This is a genomic window from Mesorhizobium shangrilense (genome assembly GCF_040537815.1).
Classification (GTDB): Bacteria; Pseudomonadota; Alphaproteobacteria; order Rhizobiales; family Rhizobiaceae; genus Mesorhizobium; species Mesorhizobium shangrilense.
This window is the reverse complement of the sequence record NZ_JBEWSZ010000013.1, coordinates 43,213-61,366: the sequence shown is the minus strand read 5'-3', so window position 1 is coordinate 61,366 and position 18,154 is coordinate 43,213. Positions and strand designations below refer to the sequence as shown.

10 protein-coding genes are annotated in these 18,154 nt (G+C 59.5%); 8 read left to right on the top strand and 2 right to left on the bottom strand.

All coding sequences use genetic code 11. The features are described 5' to 3' along the window. Window positions 1–40: 40 nt before the first annotated feature. Entirely contained in the window at window positions 41–1,543 is a 1,503-nt protein-coding gene (gene nifD / locus ABVQ20_RS38490) for a nitrogenase molybdenum-iron protein alpha chain (protein ID WP_354465020.1), read from the bottom strand. Window positions 1,544–1,640: 97 nt separating this feature from the next. Continuing rightward, on the bottom strand, window positions 1,641–2,534 hold the full coding sequence (gene nifH / locus ABVQ20_RS38485; RefSeq protein ID WP_354465019.1) for a nitrogenase iron protein: 894 nt from the start codon (window positions 2,532–2,534) through the stop codon (window positions 1,641–1,643). 978 nt (window positions 2,535–3,512) lie between these two features. On the opposite strand from nifH, the gene ABVQ20_RS38480 reads away from it, so the two are divergent. From ABVQ20_RS38480 to ABVQ20_RS38445, 8 genes are all read left to right on the top strand, one after another. Continuing rightward, window positions 3,513–4,676 (top strand): efflux RND transporter periplasmic adaptor subunit, encoded by a 1,164-nt coding sequence (locus tag ABVQ20_RS38480; protein WP_354465018.1) that lies wholly within the window; start codon window positions 3,513–3,515, stop codon window positions 4,674–4,676. Window positions 4,677–4,679: 3 nt separating this feature from the next. After that, complete coding sequence (locus ABVQ20_RS38475) at window positions 4,680–6,626, top strand: ATP-binding cassette domain-containing protein (RefSeq protein WP_354465017.1); 1,947 nt, start codon at window positions 4,680–4,682, stop codon at window positions 6,624–6,626. 243 nt (window positions 6,627–6,869) lie between these two features. Beyond that, complete coding sequence (locus ABVQ20_RS38470) at window positions 6,870–7,352, top strand: hypothetical protein (RefSeq protein WP_354465016.1); 483 nt, start codon at window positions 6,870–6,872, stop codon at window positions 7,350–7,352. A gap of 266 nt (window positions 7,353–7,618) precedes the next feature. After that, the gene (locus tag ABVQ20_RS38465; protein ID WP_354465015.1) at window positions 7,619–12,754 is read left to right on the top strand and encodes a Ulp1 family isopeptidase; all 5,136 of its coding nucleotides are present in this window, start codon (window positions 7,619–7,621) and stop codon (window positions 12,752–12,754) included. 184 nt (window positions 12,755–12,938) lie between these two features. Next, the gene (locus tag ABVQ20_RS38460) at window positions 12,939–13,358 is read left to right on the top strand and encodes a hypothetical protein (RefSeq protein WP_354465014.1); all 420 of its coding nucleotides are present in this window, start codon (window positions 12,939–12,941) and stop codon (window positions 13,356–13,358) included. 165 nt (window positions 13,359–13,523) lie between these two features. Next, the gene (locus ABVQ20_RS38455) at window positions 13,524–14,375 is read left to right on the top strand and encodes a type IV toxin-antitoxin system AbiEi family antitoxin domain-containing protein (RefSeq protein WP_354465013.1); all 852 of its coding nucleotides are present in this window, start codon (window positions 13,524–13,526) and stop codon (window positions 14,373–14,375) included. Then, complete coding sequence (locus ABVQ20_RS38450) at window positions 14,362–15,288, top strand: nucleotidyl transferase AbiEii/AbiGii toxin family protein (protein ID WP_354465012.1); 927 nt, start codon at window positions 14,362–14,364, stop codon at window positions 15,286–15,288. The genes ABVQ20_RS38455 and ABVQ20_RS38450 overlap by 14 nt, the downstream gene beginning before the upstream one ends. A gap of 710 nt (window positions 15,289–15,998) precedes the next feature. Next, window positions 15,999–18,137 (top strand): S46 family peptidase, encoded by a 2,139-nt coding sequence (locus ABVQ20_RS38445; RefSeq protein WP_435528505.1) that lies wholly within the window; start codon window positions 15,999–16,001, stop codon window positions 18,135–18,137. Window positions 18,138–18,154: the final 17 nt, after the last annotated feature.

Sequence of the window (18,154 nt, the reverse complement as noted above, 5' to 3'; positions counted from 1 at the left end):
TTCATCGTCTCCCTTGGGGAGACCAGGCTAAGGCCGGGTGTTATTCGGCAGCCAGCGCCCGCCCACGGCTCGGGCTTTTTTTCCAAGGGGCGTCGTACAGGCCCCAGACCGGGTTGTTGATGGCAAGATCCACGTCGCGGGCGAAAATGGCAAAGCCGTCATAGCCGTGATACGGTCCCGAATAGTCCCAGGAGTGCATCTGGCGGAACGGTATGCCCATCTTCTGCACCGGGTATTTTTCCTTGATCCCCGAGCCAACGAGGTTAGGGCGAACCCCCTCGATGAACTTCTCCAACTCGTAACCGGTCACGTCATCATAGATTAGCGTGCCGTTCCTTACGTAATGGCCGGTGCGCTGATAGTCATCGTTGTGGGCGAACTCGTAGCCGGTGCCGACGATCACCATGCCGAGGTCCTCGTAGGCGGTGATGACGTGGCGGGGGCGCAGGCCGCCGACATAGAGCATGACGGTATTGCCTTCGAGGCGCGGCCGATACTTGGCAATGACGGCATCAACAAGCGGTCTGTACTTGGCGATGACCTTCTCAGTCTTCTCCTCGATTTCGGGCCCAAAATGCCTGGCTATCTTGCGCAGAGAGGCTTCGATTTGGGAGGGGCCGAAGAAATTGTACTCCATCCAGGCGACGCCATATTTTTCCTCCATGTGCCGGCAGATGTAGTTCATCGACCTATAGCAATGGATGAGATTGAGCTTGGCCTTCGGTGCGCGCTCTATCTCGGCGAGCGTGGCGTCGCCCGACCAGTTGCCGACCACGCGCAGCCCTATCTCCTCGAGCAGGATGCGCGAGGCCCAGGCGTCGCCGCCGATATTGTAGTCGCCGATCACGTTGACGTCGTAAGGGCCGGCCTCGAACTCGATATCCTTCTTCTCGAAGACCCAGTCGCGGATCGCGTCGTTGGCGATGTGGTGGCCGAGCGATTGCGAGACGCCGCGAAAGCCCTCGCAGCGCACCGGCACGATCGTCTTTCCGTGCTCCTTGGCCTTGTTGCGGGACACGGCTTCGGTGTCGTCGCCAATCAGGCCGATCGGGCATTCGGATTGCACGCTCATGCCGTTGTTGAGGGGAAACAGTCCCTCAATCTCGTCGATGATCTGTTCCAGCTTCTTGTCACCGCCGAAAACAATGTCCTTCTCCTGGAAGTCGGAGGTGAACTGCATTGTCCCGAACGTGTCGATGCCCGTCGTGCCGACGTAGTAGTTGCGGCGCTGCGACCAGGAATATTGCCCGCAGCCGACCGGGCCGTGCGAGATATGGACCATATCCTTGATTGGACCCCACACCACGCCCTTAGAGCCGGCATAAGCGCAGCCGCGAATCGTCATCACGCCCGGAATGGACTTGATGTTCGATTTGACGTCGCATTCGGAAACGACCTCGCCTTCCTCGCTAGCCTCGTCCCCACTCTTTGCGACGCTGAGGTGCTTTTTGCGGCGCTTCGCCGCCTTGTCGGGATATTGCGACAGCACCTCCTCGATAAGCTTCGCATGGAGAGTGCCGTCATTCTCGTATTCCAGGCTCATGGGACCCCTATAAAGGTTTGAGTGACGCCTCACTGACGAGGCGCCGTTCTTTGAAAGGCGCGTCAGCTCAAGGCCGCGCCTCGTGGCGGCAGGGCGGTTACTGGGCGACCGCCTTTACGGCTTCCTTGGCTTGAAGCTCGGCAAGCATCTGCTCGTCGGTCTTCATGATGCCGAAGTCGAGCAGCATGTCCTCGAGCTCCTCCATTGTGATCGGGGTCGGCACGGTGCCCTGCCCCGAATTGCCATGGATCTTCTCGGCCAGCGCGCGGTATTCCCCCGCCTGCTTGGAGTCCGGCGCATACTGGATCACTGACATCTTCCTGAGCTCGGCGTGCTGGACGATGTTGTCGCGCGGCACGAAATGGATGAGCTTGGAATTGAGCCTGGAAGCCAGTGCTTCGGCTAGGTCGAGCTCGCGGTCGGTTTGACGCTCGTTGCAAATCAGGCCGCCGAGACGCACGCCGCCCGAATGGGCATATTTCAGGATGCCCTTGGCGATGTTGTTGGCGGCATAGAGCGCCATCATCTCGCCGGACATGACAATGTAGATTTCCTGGGCCTTGCCCTCGCGGATCGGCATCGCGAAGCCGCCGCACACCACGTCCCCGAGCACGTCGTAGGAGACATAGTCGACATCGTCATAGGCGCCGTTCTCCTCGAGGAAGTTGATCGAGGTGATGACGCCGCGCCCGGCGCAGCCGACACCCGGCTCGGGACCGCCGGATTCCACGCACTTGATGCCTTTGTAGCCGACCTTGAGCACGTCCTGGAGTTCGAGGTCTTCGACCGAACCTTCCTCTGCCGCGAGGTGCAGGACCGTATCCTGCGCCTTCGAGTTCAGGATCAGGCGCGTGGAGTCGGCTTTGGGGTCGCAGCCGACGATGAGGATCTTCTGCCCAAGGTCGACAAGTGCGGCGAGCGTATTTTGGGAGGTGGTGGACTTGCCGATGCCCCCCTTGCCGTAGAATGCGATCTGACGCAGACCTGACATGTAGCTTTCCTTCCTTCGTTCCATCCATCGCGGCTGCCCGCGACATGCCGGTCGGCAGCTCTCGCCGCCTCACACCCAAAGGGTTTCAAGACTCGTGCCAATTGGCTTGATCGGACGGAAGAAAAAAGTTTGTTATTTCTTTTCAGCGAGTTAGCTTGAGCGCAAACAAGTGCGCAAACAAGTGATTGTCGGAACAAGCCATGTTGCGGACGCAACAAAGGCGACAGAAAGTGTCGGATGGCGCTGCTCGAGACCGCTACAGGTTGACCTTGGTGTCCGAAGCAAGTTGGAGCAGCGAGTTAAGGCGACTTTCGTCGATAGACCTGCTGTAGAGACTTCGGTCCACGCGTAGCTGTGTATCGCTCCAGGCTGCTTTTGATTTCGCGCGGTTCGGCGGCCGCAACATGGATACACAAGTCCATCGCCTCCGGCCGGGCCTACGAGCACAACCCCATTGGCCTGTGGGACAATTTGGTCGATCGAAAGCTCGGGTGAAATCAGCGAGCGGTGGCACAGAGCACGGGCAAATCACGGCGTCGATTGCGATTCCGACTCCATGAACTTACTCGCACCGGCGCTGAAACCTGCAACCTGCACCAAATGCGCCGAAGAATCCCAGATTGTCGCGTTCCAGCCATAAAGTTGGCATGCGCATTGCAGGGCAGCCAGTGGACGGCTCGCGATGGCAACACGCATTGAAATCTTTGCTACGCTTAGGATTGCTGAGTACGACCTCATTCAACGGGAGTTGAAATAAATGGCCTTCGGAGAAAAATGTCTCCTTGTTTAATTGGGATCTCGCCGCATATCGATTTATATGTTCAATAAAAAGTAAATATAGGTGGTATTCGTAGATGTATGTTTTTGCGTCACCCGACAAAATGTATATATATAATATATATCGATGGACATAAAACTCTCGAAAGTTATTACTATCCGCATAGACAGGTGTCAATAGTGAGAGTGATGGAACATAACGTGAAAAATAAATCGACATATGTTCTAGTGGCGGTCGCGGCCCTGACTTTATATGCGGCGTATCATTCGTTTCTTTCGGCAGATTATGCGGAAAGCGCGCGACCCGACGAAATGACGGCGATTGTTACGCGAGGTTCAGTTGAAGAGGTCGTATTAGCCCTGGGCACTCTAGAGCCGGTCTCAATGGTCCGCGTTGGCGCCCAGGTATCGGGCCAGATCAAGGCGATCCATGTTCACGTCGGCCAGACCGTCATGCCCGGAGACCTTCTGGCGGAGATCGACGCGATTCCGCAGCAAAACGCCCTTAGGATTGCGGAGGCCAAGGTAGAGGACACGAAAGCCCAGAGGGGCATGAAGCAAGTAGCGATGCGATTCGCTGGATCAGACCTCCGAAGGCAACGTAACCTCAGCGAGCATAATGCAGTCTCTAAGAAGACGTTCGAAGAGGCTGAAACAAAGTACCAGACGCTATTGGCGGAACAGGTCTCGCTGGAGGCCAAGATCCTGCAAAGCGAGGTCGACGTTGAGACCGCGCAAGCCAACATCGCATACACGCGGATAATCTCACCAATGAAGGGGAAGATCGTAGCGGTCCCGATCGAGCCGGGACAGACGCTCAATTCTGCGCAGACTTCGCCAACGGTCGCCGTGATCGCGAACCTTGAGGAGATGGTGGTAAAGATCCGGATTTCCGAAGTCGACGTCTGGCGCACAAGACCTGGTCAAAACGCCTGGTTCACGATCTTCGGAGATCCACAGACTCGCTACCAGGCCCCGCTTGAGGCGGTTGAATATGCACCTCCATCCATAGCCGATGAGTCGGCGCACGATCGCTCCACGGAGGCGGCGAAAGACAGCGCGGTCTATTACCACGGCGTGCTCAGGGTGAAGAATCCAGAAGAAAAACTTCGAACCAAGATGACCGCCCAAGTACGCATTTCAATAGGGCGTGCTGATGATGTCTTACTCGTGCCATTGGCGGCGCTTTCGCTGCGGCAGGCGGACGGATCATATCTAGTCAAGGTGAAGGGCATAAACGGCAAGGTGACAGAGCGATCGGTTCGGACTGGCTATACGGACAGGATTCACGCTCAGGTGCTTGAAGGCCTTCGTCAAGGGGAAACCGTATTGCTGGACGTGTCCGCGCCAAAGAGCACGAGCTGAATGATGACCCATCTGGTAGAGCTCCGCGATCTTGGCCGTTCTTTCACCCTGGGAGGAGAAACCGTCGAGGCGCTTGGCGCAATCAATCTCGACATAGAGCGCGGCGAATTCGTTGCGCTTGTGGGCGCGAGCGGTTCCGGCAAATCGACGCTCATGAACATCCTGGGGTGCTTGGATGCGCCGACGGCCGGCACTTACCTTTTGGCCGGGCAGGATGTGTCGGCTCTTGGTCAGGACGCGCTCGCAGAACTCAGGCGCAGGCATTTCGGCTTTGTGTTTCAACGGTATCACCTTCTGAACTCGCTGAGCGCAGTTTCGAACGTCGAGGTGCCAGCGATCTATAACGGCGTTTCGAAGTTGAGGCGGCAAGCCCGAGCCCGGCGATTGCTAACCCAACTCGGTCTGGAAGATCGGCTCCATCATCGCCCTATGGAAATGTCGGGTGGGCAGCAGCAGCGCGTATCGATCGCCCGAGCGTTGATGAATGGGGGAGAGATCATTCTTGCAGATGAGCCGACAGGGTCGCTCGATTCAAAGAGCGGGGCGATTGTTCTGGACCACCTGAAGACCCTTCATGGGGAAGGACACACCATCGTCATGGTTACACACGACATGGGCGTAGCTCGACACGCCGATCGGATCGTCGAGATCAACGACGGACAGATCGTCTCCGATCGACGCAACGTCGCGACTGGAGGGCCTCCCTTGCCCGGTCTGGTCGATTTTGCGGAAAAGGCCGATTTCCTGACAAGCTTCCTCAGAAGAACGTCCGAGGCTGCCAGAATAGCATTCCAATCGATTGCTGCACATTGGCTGCGTAGCGCTCTCACACTGCTCGGTATCGTCGTGGGGATCATGTCTGTAATCGCCGTCGTTGGTCTCGGTGAGGGAGGCCGGGCGATCGTTCTCGATCAGATCAACAGCCTTGGCGCAAACTCGATCAGCATCTTCCCTGGCACCGGCTGGGATGACCGCAACCGCGGAAATGTCGATACGCTCACCGCCGACGATGCGGCCGCCCTGGCAGAGCAATCTTACATAAATAGTGTCAGTCCGTTGGCTGAGGAAACCGGGCAGCTCATGTTCGAGAGTAGGACCGTCGACGGAGTAATCAAGGGAGTGAGCAACGCCTATTTCGACATCGCGGAACTTCCCTTAACGCAAGGCAACCGATTCACCGGCGGTGAAAATCGCACTCTGCAGGAAGCGATCATCGATAACAACATCCGACGAACGTTCTTCGGAGATTCAAGGAGCCCGATTGGTGAGATCCTGGTCGTAAAGGGTGTGCCCTTCGTGATTGTCGGCGCCATTGGAGAGCTCGGCGGAGCCTTAGGGCAGGACGAGCGCCCGCAAGTGTTCATTCCGCACATCAGCATGATGTCCCGCATCTCGGGCCCGCAACGGCTGCCCGAGATAATGGTCCGAATCAACGAGAGCGTTGGTACGGACGTTGGCGAGAAAGCCGTGATAGCGTTCTTGGAGAAACGTCACGGAACGCGGGATTTCTTCACATACAATACCGATCGAATACGACGGTCGATTGAGAAGACGACCCGAACTCTCTCGATGCTCTTAGTGTCTGTCGGATCTGTTACGCTGTTGGTCGGAGGTATCGGCGTGATGAATATCATGCTGGTCTCGATCACCGAACGCACCAACGAAATCGGCCTGCGGATGGCAGTCGGAGCCCGGACGAGCGATATTATGTTGCAGTTTTTGATCGAGACCCTTGCCATCACTATCATGGGGGGGTGCGCGGGCGTCGCCCTCGCCTTCGGCCTTGGCGCGCTCACCCACTCCATCGGAACACCTATTCCGATGGTGATCTCGTTGCACGCAGTCAGCGTCGGTTGCGTCATGGCTGTTGTGGTCGGTGCGGTCTTTGGCTTTTTTCCTGCGAAAAAAGCGGCGCGTTTGAAACCCATCGAGGCGTTATCTCGCGATTGACCGGCGCTGACCACGACAAGGACGTTCCGAACAGAGCAGGGGTGCTACCCCATTTATTATCGTCCGGTGGACTGCGGTCATCAGTCATCACTATCATTGTCGCGATTCGTGGTTATTCCGATACGCATTTTTGTTCGCGGCTATGTGACGGCAGAAGGCTGCAAGATCGGCACATCCACCGGCAAATGCCATTGACCTTATGCCTCTGACAGCGGTCAGAAAGATCTCGGGATTTCGGTGTCGATGGGCAGCGCGCGGATAGCGCTTGCCCGTTGCCGCGAAGATCGCATTCGCTGGCGCTGCGCGACCAAACTTAAGTACAGCGCGCCCGTCCTCATCTTCAAGTATGGGCTGATCCGCTTCAGCGTTCTGCCGCGCTGGCAACACCGCACGCTGGCCCGCCAACTGGGCACCACCATCCGGACCGGAATCGCGCACGCGCGGGCGAGCAGGATCCCCGAACCGCCCGACGTCGTCATTCACAGCTTAGGCAGCCAGCTGTTCGTTCAGCTGCTCGCGCTTCCCGAATTCGACGATCTGCAGTTCGACCGAGTCATCGCGGCCGGAAGCGTGGGCCGCCCAGATTATATCTGGTCGCAGCGCATCGAACAGGGCCGTATCGAGGCGGTCTTCAATCATTGCGGCGGCAGCGACTGGGCGGTCCCCTTCGGAACCGGACCGGGCGCGCGCCACGGCTTCAGCGACGCCGCGGCGATCAAGTCGTGAGCCCCAAATATTGTCACTCCCTGACGCTGCGTCAAGCCTTTGGGCGCTGGCATCCGGGGCTAACCTGCAGCGTCACCACCGGCGCGGCAAGCCTACGACGCTCGTTGCGAGCCGTAGCTGCCGAGCTGGCAAGCAGGCTACATCGCGGCAGCACAATCGGCGCGCAGAAAATTAGGTCCTACGCGCTCTGGGACCGCGGACCTCGTCAGCTTGTCGAAAGTTTGCCCGAGTAGGTTGCTCAGCCGATATGTGGACGTGAGGCTAGCGTGGACCCGCACAAACTTGACCCATCCAGCGTAACAGCTTGGCGGCAGGTGCAGCACGCGGTATCGCAAGAGCAAGCGGGACAGGCCGGGCAAGAGGGCTTTGAGCAGCACTTGGGCGAGGCGCGCCGAGCCGCTGCCCAAATTCCCGCCCCCGGCTTTCCGACTCTGCCAGACCCGTTCCATCCTCATCTGTCTCAGGGAGACCTGAGCCTCATCGACGCCGCCGTTCAGGCAGACGCTGCGCGGCGGAAACTGCAGTCGAAGACCGTGCAGAATTATGTTGGGGCTCTTCGCAGATTGGGGGATTATCTCGGGTTTCGGGGCGAGACGATTGAAGGCCTTGGTCACGATTCGTTGGTCGCTATCGCTGACGCGGCGTTCCCGAAGGCGCTAATGCGGCCCGCCTTGGAGGCGCTTCGTAAGTTTCGCGAGCGTAGTGCACCGGCTGGTCAAAACAACCAGAGCCTCATCGAGAGGTCGGTCGAGGCAGACGTTGCGCTCCCACGGCTGAAACCGGACACCGCGCAGAATTATGCTGCGGCCCTTCGCACGTCAGCGAAACATCTCGAGCCTCGACGCGAAACGATCAATGCGCTCGATGACGATTTCTTGCTCGCCTATGCTGACCAGTCATTCCGGAATGATCATCAGGCGTCGCAGACCCTCCGTAGGTATCGTGAGTTCGGTGCTTCAGCTGATGACGGGTTTAGTGTCACTCGTGACAACGGCGGGGGCGGCGCTTCCGTGGCGAGCGGCTCTCGACAGGACGGGGGTCAGGCTGCCGCCCCGCCAGTGCTAGCTGTCAACGAAGAGCAGATTCGGCGCTCGCCCGACGCGGTAGGCGCTGAACCGGTCCATTCGTCAGTCTTAGCTATCGATCCAGACGAGCTTCAGCGACCGTCGGAGGATCAACTCTCTTCGCAGTTAAGTTTTGATCCGGATCCCGCAGAGTCCTTTCGTCCCCTAAGCTGGCGCCACGACTACCTGCAGGCCGCGGACGAGCTGATCGGTGCACTTCTCGGGAGCAGCCTCCCGCCATGCGAGGAGGTCCTCATCAATAGTGAGCATGATACAGCGGAGTTGAGACCGGCGAAGAGGCAGAGGACCCTGAACGATCTGCAGGACGTTGCCACTGAGCCGCAGCTGAGCGAGATCGGCAATTCAGGCGCTCGCGTGTTGATGCAGGCCCCCACTCATCAAGCGGGCGCATTGCCATGGGAGGCGCAGCCCATGATGCAAGGGAGCGGACAGGAACACGCCGCGGCGCCGTACGCCGGAGGCGGTGTGCCCATGCTGGGTGCCTCGGTGCTGCAGCCGGGTCACTCAACGACGCGGCATCATCATGCGCCGCATTCGTCAGTGGTTGATCTGGCTCCGCCCGCACCGTTCGAGTTGCGTGACCATTCTCATTCTGTGCCGGCGCCTGCCGGGCCGGCGTTCGCCAGGGCTGAGGAGACATCCTCCGCGGTTGGCGAGGCCGCGCAGGCCGCTCGACAAGCTTTGGCTTGGTTGCGGGAGGAGATGGAGGAGATCGAACCGATGCAGGACCCCGCCCATCAAGTGGGTACATCGGCATGGGAGGCGCGGCTTATGATGCCCGGGGACGAGCACGAATACACCCCAGCACCGCATGCCGGAGGCGGTGGGTCGATGCCCCCGGCGGTGCAGCCGGGCCAGCCAACAGGGGTTTGCGTAACTGGCAGCACGCGCCCTCTTTATTCCGATGACGCGTCCCTTATCTTGGGATTTGGGCAAGCGATCATCGAGTCCAATGGAGAGCATCTACTCAACTTGGCTCGTTGGCTCTTTGAAAACAACAAGCCGAGCCTTGCTGCTCGGTTTGACGACGAGTCGCTGACCCGGGATGTCCAGGAGTTCGAGAGAAAGGGTGGTCCTTCGTCCGTCGTTACGGCACTAGCTAATCTCAAGGCCGCAGCGAGCGGACCCATCCTTGAAGGTTATCCCCACGAAGCACTCGTCCAAAAGTACCAAGCGTCGGCCTTTGCGAACAATGTCCCGTCAAATACCACCAGGAGATATGCACATGCTCTTACCCGCTTTAGTGAGTACCTGCGTGAAAACAACAAGCCGGGGATTGCGGCTCGGATTCACGAGGAGTCGCTGGATGAAGATGTCAGGCGCTATAAGGACTCCGGTGGTGACCAAAAGATCGGTGCTGCACTGGTTCATCTCCAGAAGTTCCTGCCGCGCGCCGCACTCGGACGCGAATTTGCCCTTGCTGCTCATCCGGAAGGCACGGTCGGCATGGACGCTAGTCCCATTGGGGACGCCGCTGCGCAGCACAGCGCGCCGCAGGAGGCATTCGGTTGGCCAGAGAAGCTCCCAGGGGAAGGTAATGAAGACGACGTGGTTCTACCATCGTCTCCCGTGCCAACTGCGCACCATCACCAAGCACCGGATTTCGGAGGGGCCGTTCGTCACTCGAACTGGCGCCACGGCGACCAGCGCGCGCCGGACGAGCTGATGGGTGCACTGGACAGGAGCAGCCTCCCGCCAGGCGACGTTGCCACTGAGCCGCGGCTAAGCGAGATCGACAATTCAGGCGCTCGCGTGCTGATGCAGGCCCCCACTCATCAAGCGGGCGCATTGCCATGGGAAGCGCAGCCCATGATGCAAGGGAGCGGACAGGAACACGCCGCGGCGCCGTACGCCGGAGGCGGTGTGCCGATGCTGGGTGCCTCGGTGCTGCAGCCGGGTCACTCAACGACGCGGCATCATCATGCGCCGCATTCGTCAGTGGTTGATCTGGCTCCGCCCGCACCGTTCGAGTTGCGTGACCATTCTCATTCTGTGCCGGCGCCTGCCGGGCCGGCGTTCGCCAGGGCTGAGGAGACATCCTCCGCGGTTGGCGAGGCCGCGCAGGCCGCTCGACAAGCTTTGGCTTGGTTGCGGGAGGAGATGGAGGAGATCGAACCGATGCAGGACCCCGCCCATCAAGTGGGTACATCGGCATGGGGGGCGCGGCTTATGATGCCCGGGGACGAGCACGAATACACCCCAGCACCGCATGCCGGAGGCGGTGGGTCGATGCCCTCGGCAATGCAGCCGGATCCTCCGATAGTGGTCTCCGACGGTCGCAACAAGCGTCCTCTTTATTCCAGCGATGCGACCGTTATTGAAGGGCTGAGGTCAGCACTCCGCGCGGGTAAGGCCAAGGAGAGCACGGTCACGCGCAATGTAAGTCTTCTTTTCGGCTTTGGTCGTTGGCTCCTTGAAAACAACAGGCGGGGATTTGCTGCTCGGCTTTACCATCCGTCGCTGAATCAGGATCTCAAGGAGTACGAGAGCAAGGGTGGTTCCTCATCCGTGGCTGGCGCACTGGGTCAGCTCAAGAAGTCGGCGGGCGGAGCCGCGCCAATGGTGGGGCGCACTGCCCTGAATCCCGATCCTGACGACGCGGCGCTCATCAGAAGATACACAGCGGCCCTCATCAAACAGTACGAGGCAGCGCCTGCGATCTGGCCGACTCCAAATACCACTCGCAGCTATGCAACTGTTCTTAAACGTTTCAGTCAATACCTGCGTGAAAACAACAAGCCGGGGATTGCGGCTCGGATTCACGAGGGGTCGCTGGATGAAGATGTCAGGCGCTATAAGGACTCCGGTGGTGAGCAAAAGATCGGTGCTGCACTGGTTCATCTCCAGAAGTTCCTGCCGCGCGCCGCACTCGGACGCGAAATTGCCCTTGCTGCTCATCCGGAAGACACGGTCGGCATGGACGCTAGTCCCATTGGGGACGCCGCTGCGCAGCACAGCGCACCGCAGGAGGCATTCGGTTGGCCAGAGAACCTCCCAGGGGAAGGTAATGAAGACGACGCGGTTCTACCATCGTCTCCCGTGCCAACTGCGCACCATCACCAAGCACCGGATTTCGGAGGGGCCGTTCGTCACTTGAACTGGCGCCACGGCGACCGGCGCGCGCCGGACGAGCTGATGGGTGCACTGGACAGGAGCAGCCTGCTACCAAGCGAGGAGGTACCACTGAGATATCGACCGGAACTCGCTCCGAAGCCCAGCTTGCGGGTGGGAAATTCCGCCTCGCCAGAGCTCTTTCGACCGACGATGGAGCAGGCCGTGCCAGCGTCCGCGAGGGCTGAGGAGACCGCCCCCCCTGTCGGCGAGACAATTGATGTTTCATTCGCCGTTCCCGAGGACTTTTCCCACCGCACCCAATCCGCCCCGGAAACGATGCTCTCTAGCTTGAGCCACTTGGGCCTGTTGCCGGACGCGGAACAGCGGGTGATGAGCTACGACATTCGCGGTGAGCGCTACACCGCCGTCTTGGGGACCGGAGGGCCCAATGACGTTCAGCTCATCCATCACCCTCGACCTCGGCCCATGAGTGAAGCTGCGTTAGCGGCACCGGCAAGGGCTCTGTCGTCAGATTTCTACCGCGGGCTTGGGTCTCTCCTTGATTTGCCGTCCACACCGCACGAGCTGCGTGACGATGCTCATTATGCGCCAGTGTTTCCGAGCACATCCTCCGATGCTCAGATCGGGGCTTCGTATCCTACAGCCTCGTCCCACGACCGCAGCGGGCGGGTGCTCGGCGCCAGGCAATGGCTGGGCGACGAACATATCCTGAGGGATTACGAGCTCCTGGCGCAGGAGTTGCAGCGGAACAATCCAGATCTGGCCGCCCGAACGCGGTTCGTGGATCCCCTCGTAGCCCACTATCATCTGCGCTTGGGCGCCGAGAGCGACGCGTCACGCGCATTCCGGCGCGTCGTCGATGATCAGAATGGGGACGATAGAGCCGACTTCCTGTTCGTGCCGGTGAACGATGCCAGTGCTACGGATCCTAATCGCCGCGGTAGCCATTGGTCGCTGCTGTTCGTTGATCGCAGCGAGCGGGAAAGGCCGGTTGCTTATCACTACGACTCCAACAGGGGATACAATGACAAGCCTGCAGCAGAGCTCGCAGCAAGGCTGGGCCATTCCGGCCTGATGTCACCCGGCATGGCCCAACAGCGGAACGGTTATGATTGCGGCGTCTTCGTGGTGGACGGTACGCGGGCGCTGGTTAGGCGATTGCAAAGATTGCAGCCAGACCTGCTGAACCTCGACAACCTCGTCGTCAATCGGCAGGCACTGCAAACCCGACTCAGGGGATGATGTCGGCTTCTGTAGATAGAGCTCGCTGGAGCGGCTTCTCTCTTCTCGCCGACACCACCCAGACCGTGTGTGCGGGTGTCTAAGCACCCCACGCGAGGCAAATAACTTCGCGCGTTACGCGCTTTTCAAAGGGGACGCCTTCGCACGGCATGCCGCCGACTGCGCGTTCGAAATCAAAACCCCAATGAAGCTTGCGAAAAAATTCGGGGCGTCAGTCTACGCGTCGGCGCGGGAATTTGCCAGCACCAATCATCGTGCGTGCGTCGCCTATATTCTGGAGCCCAACGGGTTCGTTGCCGGGCACGGTGCTGAAGCCAGACTCCGCCGCATCGAGCCTTCCCCTTCCTTCATCGCGCAGTTCGGACGGCCGTCAGATATAGTCGTTACCTTGAACCATACCCTGGGCCCGGTACTGCCGATCGGCCGCAAGATGACGCGTCCTGTTTCCTTGTCGATTACAGACAAGAATGGAACTTCGCACGAGTGCGTCGCTGAGGCGTTCGATACCCAGCACAATGTGCTGATCCTCCTCTATCCCGTTAAGGCGTTGACCGCTTCGACCATTATCTTGCCGCCAGGATTCAAGAAGGTGGCCGTCGTTTAGGCGGCATCGTCGGCGTGGACGGAACTCCGGCCTGCCAGCCCCCTACCGCTCCTAGCGAAAGGAAAATTGCGGTTTGATAGCGCCTCTATTTGTAGCCTCTGGGTTTATAAATACTGGAAAATATGAACTTGACTTTCGGTTTAGAAATCTCCTATAATATAAACCATGAGTGAAGAATTCCATGGAAAACTAAACCACCTCCAACGCGAACTTCCCGAAGGGCTGGTCGTAGATTCGGCATGGTTGAAGGAGCGCGGCTACTCTGCGCAGCTTTGCCGGAAATACGTAACCAACGGCTGGCTCGAACGCGTCGCTCACGGCGCCTATCGCAAGCCCGGCGGAAAACTCCTGTGGGAGCATGTGGTCATATCGCTGCAGACCCTGCTGATGAAACCGCTCCTTGTTGGTGGAGGCACGGCGCTGTCACTCCACGGATTTTCTCACTATCTCAGGCGGGAAGAGAAAGAGGTTCACCTCTATGGCCCCGACGAAGCGCCCACCTGGCTGAACAAGCTCCCGCTGCAAATTACGTTCGTCTATCACAATAGCGAGGCGCTGTTTCGCAATGAGCCTATACACTTCGGGCTTACCAGTCTGGCGTGGAACCTCAAAGACGGCAGCCATGTCAGCGACGACAATATCCACGGCGGCTCTTTCCGGGTTATGCCATGGGGCCAGTGGGAATGGCCGCTGACACTTTCAACGCCTGAGCGCGCCGTCCTTGAAATGCTGGACGGGCTGCCCGGCCATGAGAGTTTCGACCAGGCCGACAAAATCATAGAAGGGCTCACTACCCTCAGTCCCCGACGGCTGCAGAAGCTGCTCGTGGACTGCAAGAGTATCAAGGTCAAACGCCTGTTCTTCTTCTTCGCCGACCGCCACAACCACCCGTGGCGCAAGCACCTCAACAAAGAGGCCGTCAATCTAGGTACCGGGAAGCGGATGCTCGTGCCGGGCGGTCGCCTTGATCCCACCTACCTGATCACCGTGCCGGAGGAATTATATGCCGGTCAGTGAACAGTACCGCCACCAGGTCGCCTTGCTAATCCAGACACTCCCAGCTGTTGCCGAGGAGAAGGACTTCGCCCTCAAGGGTGGCACCGCCATCAATCTGTTCGTCCGCGATATGCCGCGACTGTCAGTCGATATCGACCTGACCTTCCTACCGGTCATGCCGCGCGATGAATCACTGGCTGCCATCGAGGTTGCGCTCCTGCGTATCAAGAAACGGATCGAAGACGCAGTCGCAGGCGTGCGCGTCTTTGAAAGCCGCCAGAATGACGGCGGCCTTACACGCCTTGTCGTTCAGGACAGGAACCGCACGCGGATCAAGATCGAAGTCACGCCCGTTCTGCGTGGCTGTGTTTTTACCCCGGAAATAAGGCCCGTGTCGGCAGCCGTAGAAGATGAATTCGGCTTCGCGGAGATCCAGGTCGTTTCGTTTGCGGATTTATATGCGGGTAAGATCATGGCGGCCCTTGACCGGCAGCACCCGCGCGACCTTTTCGATATCAGGGATTTGCTAGCCAACGAGGGGATCACCGACGATTTGCGCCAGGGGTTTATCGTCTATCTCATCAGCCATGGCCGCCCTATCGGGGAAATCATCGCCTCGGGCCAGAAGGACATTGCGGCCGAATATGAGAGGAACTTTGCCGGGATGACCGAGGAGGATGTACCGCTCGCCGAGCTTCACGCCGCGCGGGCGCAACTCGTTGAAATCCTGATCGGCGGTATGCCCCAGGCGCATCGGGAATTTCTGGTTGGCTTCAAGAAGGGCGAGCCTGACTGGGAAAAGCTCGGAGTCGCCGGGGCGGCCGATCTACCTGCGGTGAGATTCAAGCAGCAGAACCTTGATCGGCTGAGCGCGAAGGCCAGGGCCGTCTTAACTGACCGGCTGGCAACAGTATTGGGAATCGGTGATAAGTAATCACGCGGTCGAACTGGCTTGTCGAAGAAGACGCTTGGAGAACCACAAAAGTAAGTCAGAGAGCGGACATATATTCCGGCGGCGACCTTAACGCTCTCCTGCGTAAGTTCCCGGAGATCGAAAAGGGACACATAAAGCTTTGGCTTTCCAGCGCCGCTGTCCTGGAGCGCGTCACCCGCGCTGCTGCTCATGCTTACGCGGCAATTACCAAGGCAGAGATCGCCGCGAAGGTAAGGGTTTACGCACAGAATCCCAGTTTCAAGGCTTCCGCCGTATTCTCGCATCTAAATGCAGTGCGACACACCTCTTCTGCGCGCTGCCTGACCCAGAGAAATCACCGGTCTAACCGAAACGACAGCACTCTCACAATTAATGGCCAAGCGACAACCGTTGGTAGCGGCGCTTCATGGCTAGCGAGGACAGCGTCGGGTCTACAACGAATGTCGGAGGTCGGACATAGATGGGGCGGCTCCCCACGTTGTAATTGAAATTGGCACGATTAGTGCTGCGGATGATCCGCAAACGTTGCACGGAACCGATACAATGAGAGGTGCGCGTCATCTGGATTCTTGCGTTAACGGTCCACTCAGTCTTCACGGAGTGGCGGCAGCGCAGGCGCTGGCGGACGCCGGCCATCCCGATTGTCATCGAGTCTGCGGAGAACAGAATCAGGATGGGGCGAGATCAACATGAACTCGAATGTGAAATGTTTGGCCCAAGCAACTGCCATCGCCTTGCTCTGGACGGTCACCGCTACGACGGCGGACGAAGGTATGTGGATGCCGGGCCAGACTGCGGAAGTGGGCGCGGCCATGCGCGCGGATGGGCTCCAGATCGATCCCGCCCAGCTGCGCCGTCTGGACGCTGACCCGCTCAACGCGATCGTATCACTGGGCGGATGCTCCGCCTCCTTCGTCAGTCCACAAGGGCTGGTCGCGACCAATCATCACTGCGTGTTCGGATCGATCCAGTACAACAGCAGGGAGGGCCAGGACTATCTCACAAACGGCTTTCTGGCGAAGAGCCTGGGTGAAGAATTGCCCGCGGCGCCCGGCAGCCGCATCTATGTGATCGAGGATATGCGGGATGTGACCGCCGGCATGCTCAAGGGCGTTTCGGACAAGCTGAACGGCTTTGCCCGCAATGAACGGCTCGACACGAACCGCAAGGCGCTGATCGCCGCATGTGAAAAACAGCCCAATCGCCGCTGCGACGTGGGGGCCTATTATGGCGGCGCCTCCTACTATCTCCAGCAGAAGCTCGAAATTCAGGACGTGCGCCTCGTCTATGCGCCCGCGCTCGGCATCGGTAACTTCGGCGGCGAAACGGACAATTGGACGTGGCCGCGCCACACAGGCGACTTCGGCTTTTATCGCGCCTATGTCGCTCGTGATGGTTCCTCCCGCCATTATGCGCGCGACAATGTACCTTACCGGCCGAAGAGCTGGCTGCGCATCGCCCCTGAAGGCGTCCAAGAAGGCGATTTCGTGATGGTCGCCGGCTTCCCGGCGACGACCAATCGGTTGCGCACCGCCGGCGAAGTACGGTTCAACTTCGCGCACTTCGAACCGCTGCTGCAGCATTTGTTGTCGGACTATGCCGCCCAGATCAAGCAGGCCACGGCAGGCAATCGTGACGCGCAGATCCGCTACGCCGCCATCCTGCAAGGCGTGGAAAACTACGAGAAGAAGCTGGCGGGCGATCTCGCCGGCGCCGATGCGATTGGGCTCACCGCTCGCAAGGCCAACGAGGAGAAAGCTTATCGCGACTGGGTTGCTGACGATTCCGCGCGGCAGGCGCGCTATGGCGCAGCAATCCGCGAACTGGACGCCATGGTGGCCGAGAACAGCCGGGCCTCGCTCGAGGGACTGCGGCAGGCGCTTTTGGGCCGCGCGCAAATCCTCTCATCCGCGCGCACTCTCTATCGCTGGGCGAAGGAGCACGAGAAGCCCGATGAAGACCGCGAAAGCGGCTTTCAGGATCGTAACCGCAACAAGACCGTCGATCAACTGACGCAGATCGAACGCCGTTATCTGCCCGACATCGATCGCAAGCTCTTCGAGGCCGCGCTCGATGTATATCGCCGGCTGGACGCGAAGGATCGCAATACTGCGTTCGAGACCGCTCTGGACCAAATCGGCCTTGACCGACTTTATGCAGACACCAAACTCGCCGACACGGCCACGCGGCTCGGCTGGCTCGGCAAGCCGGCTACTGCCTTCGAGGCGTCGGATGATCCTTTCATTAAACTGGCGGTCGCGCTCTATCCTGGCGACATAGCTGCGGAGGGCGTGAAGAAAGACCGCGCCGGCCGCACGCAGGCGGCCCGCGCGACCTATGTGCAGGGCCTGCGTGCCTATCGGCAGGCGATCGGCCGGCCCGTGTATCCGGACGCGAATGGATCGCTGCGCATCACCTGGGGCAAGGTGACAGGGCGAACGCGCGACGGGCAGATCTGGACGCCCTTCACCACGGCCGAGGGACTACTGGCCAAGCACACTGGCAAGGGCGAGTTCGATGCGCCGGATGCCGCGGTTGCCGCGATTCGGGCCAAGGATTATGGCCCATATGTCGCGCCAGCGCTGGGCACGTTGCCGGTCGACTTTATGTCCACGGTCGACATCACCAACGGCAACAGCGGCTCGGCGACGCTGAACGGGCGCGGCGAGTTCGTCGGTCTCGCGTTCGACGGCACGCTCGAGGGCGTGATCTCGGACTGGGCCCCTGACGCGGATCGCAATCGCAGCATCCATGTCGACAGTCGCTTCATGCTCTGGACCATGGACAAGATCGACGGCGCGGGCCGGCTGCTCAAGGAAATGGGAGTGCGGCCGGCGTCGCGCTCCTGAGCGGATAGAAAACGTTG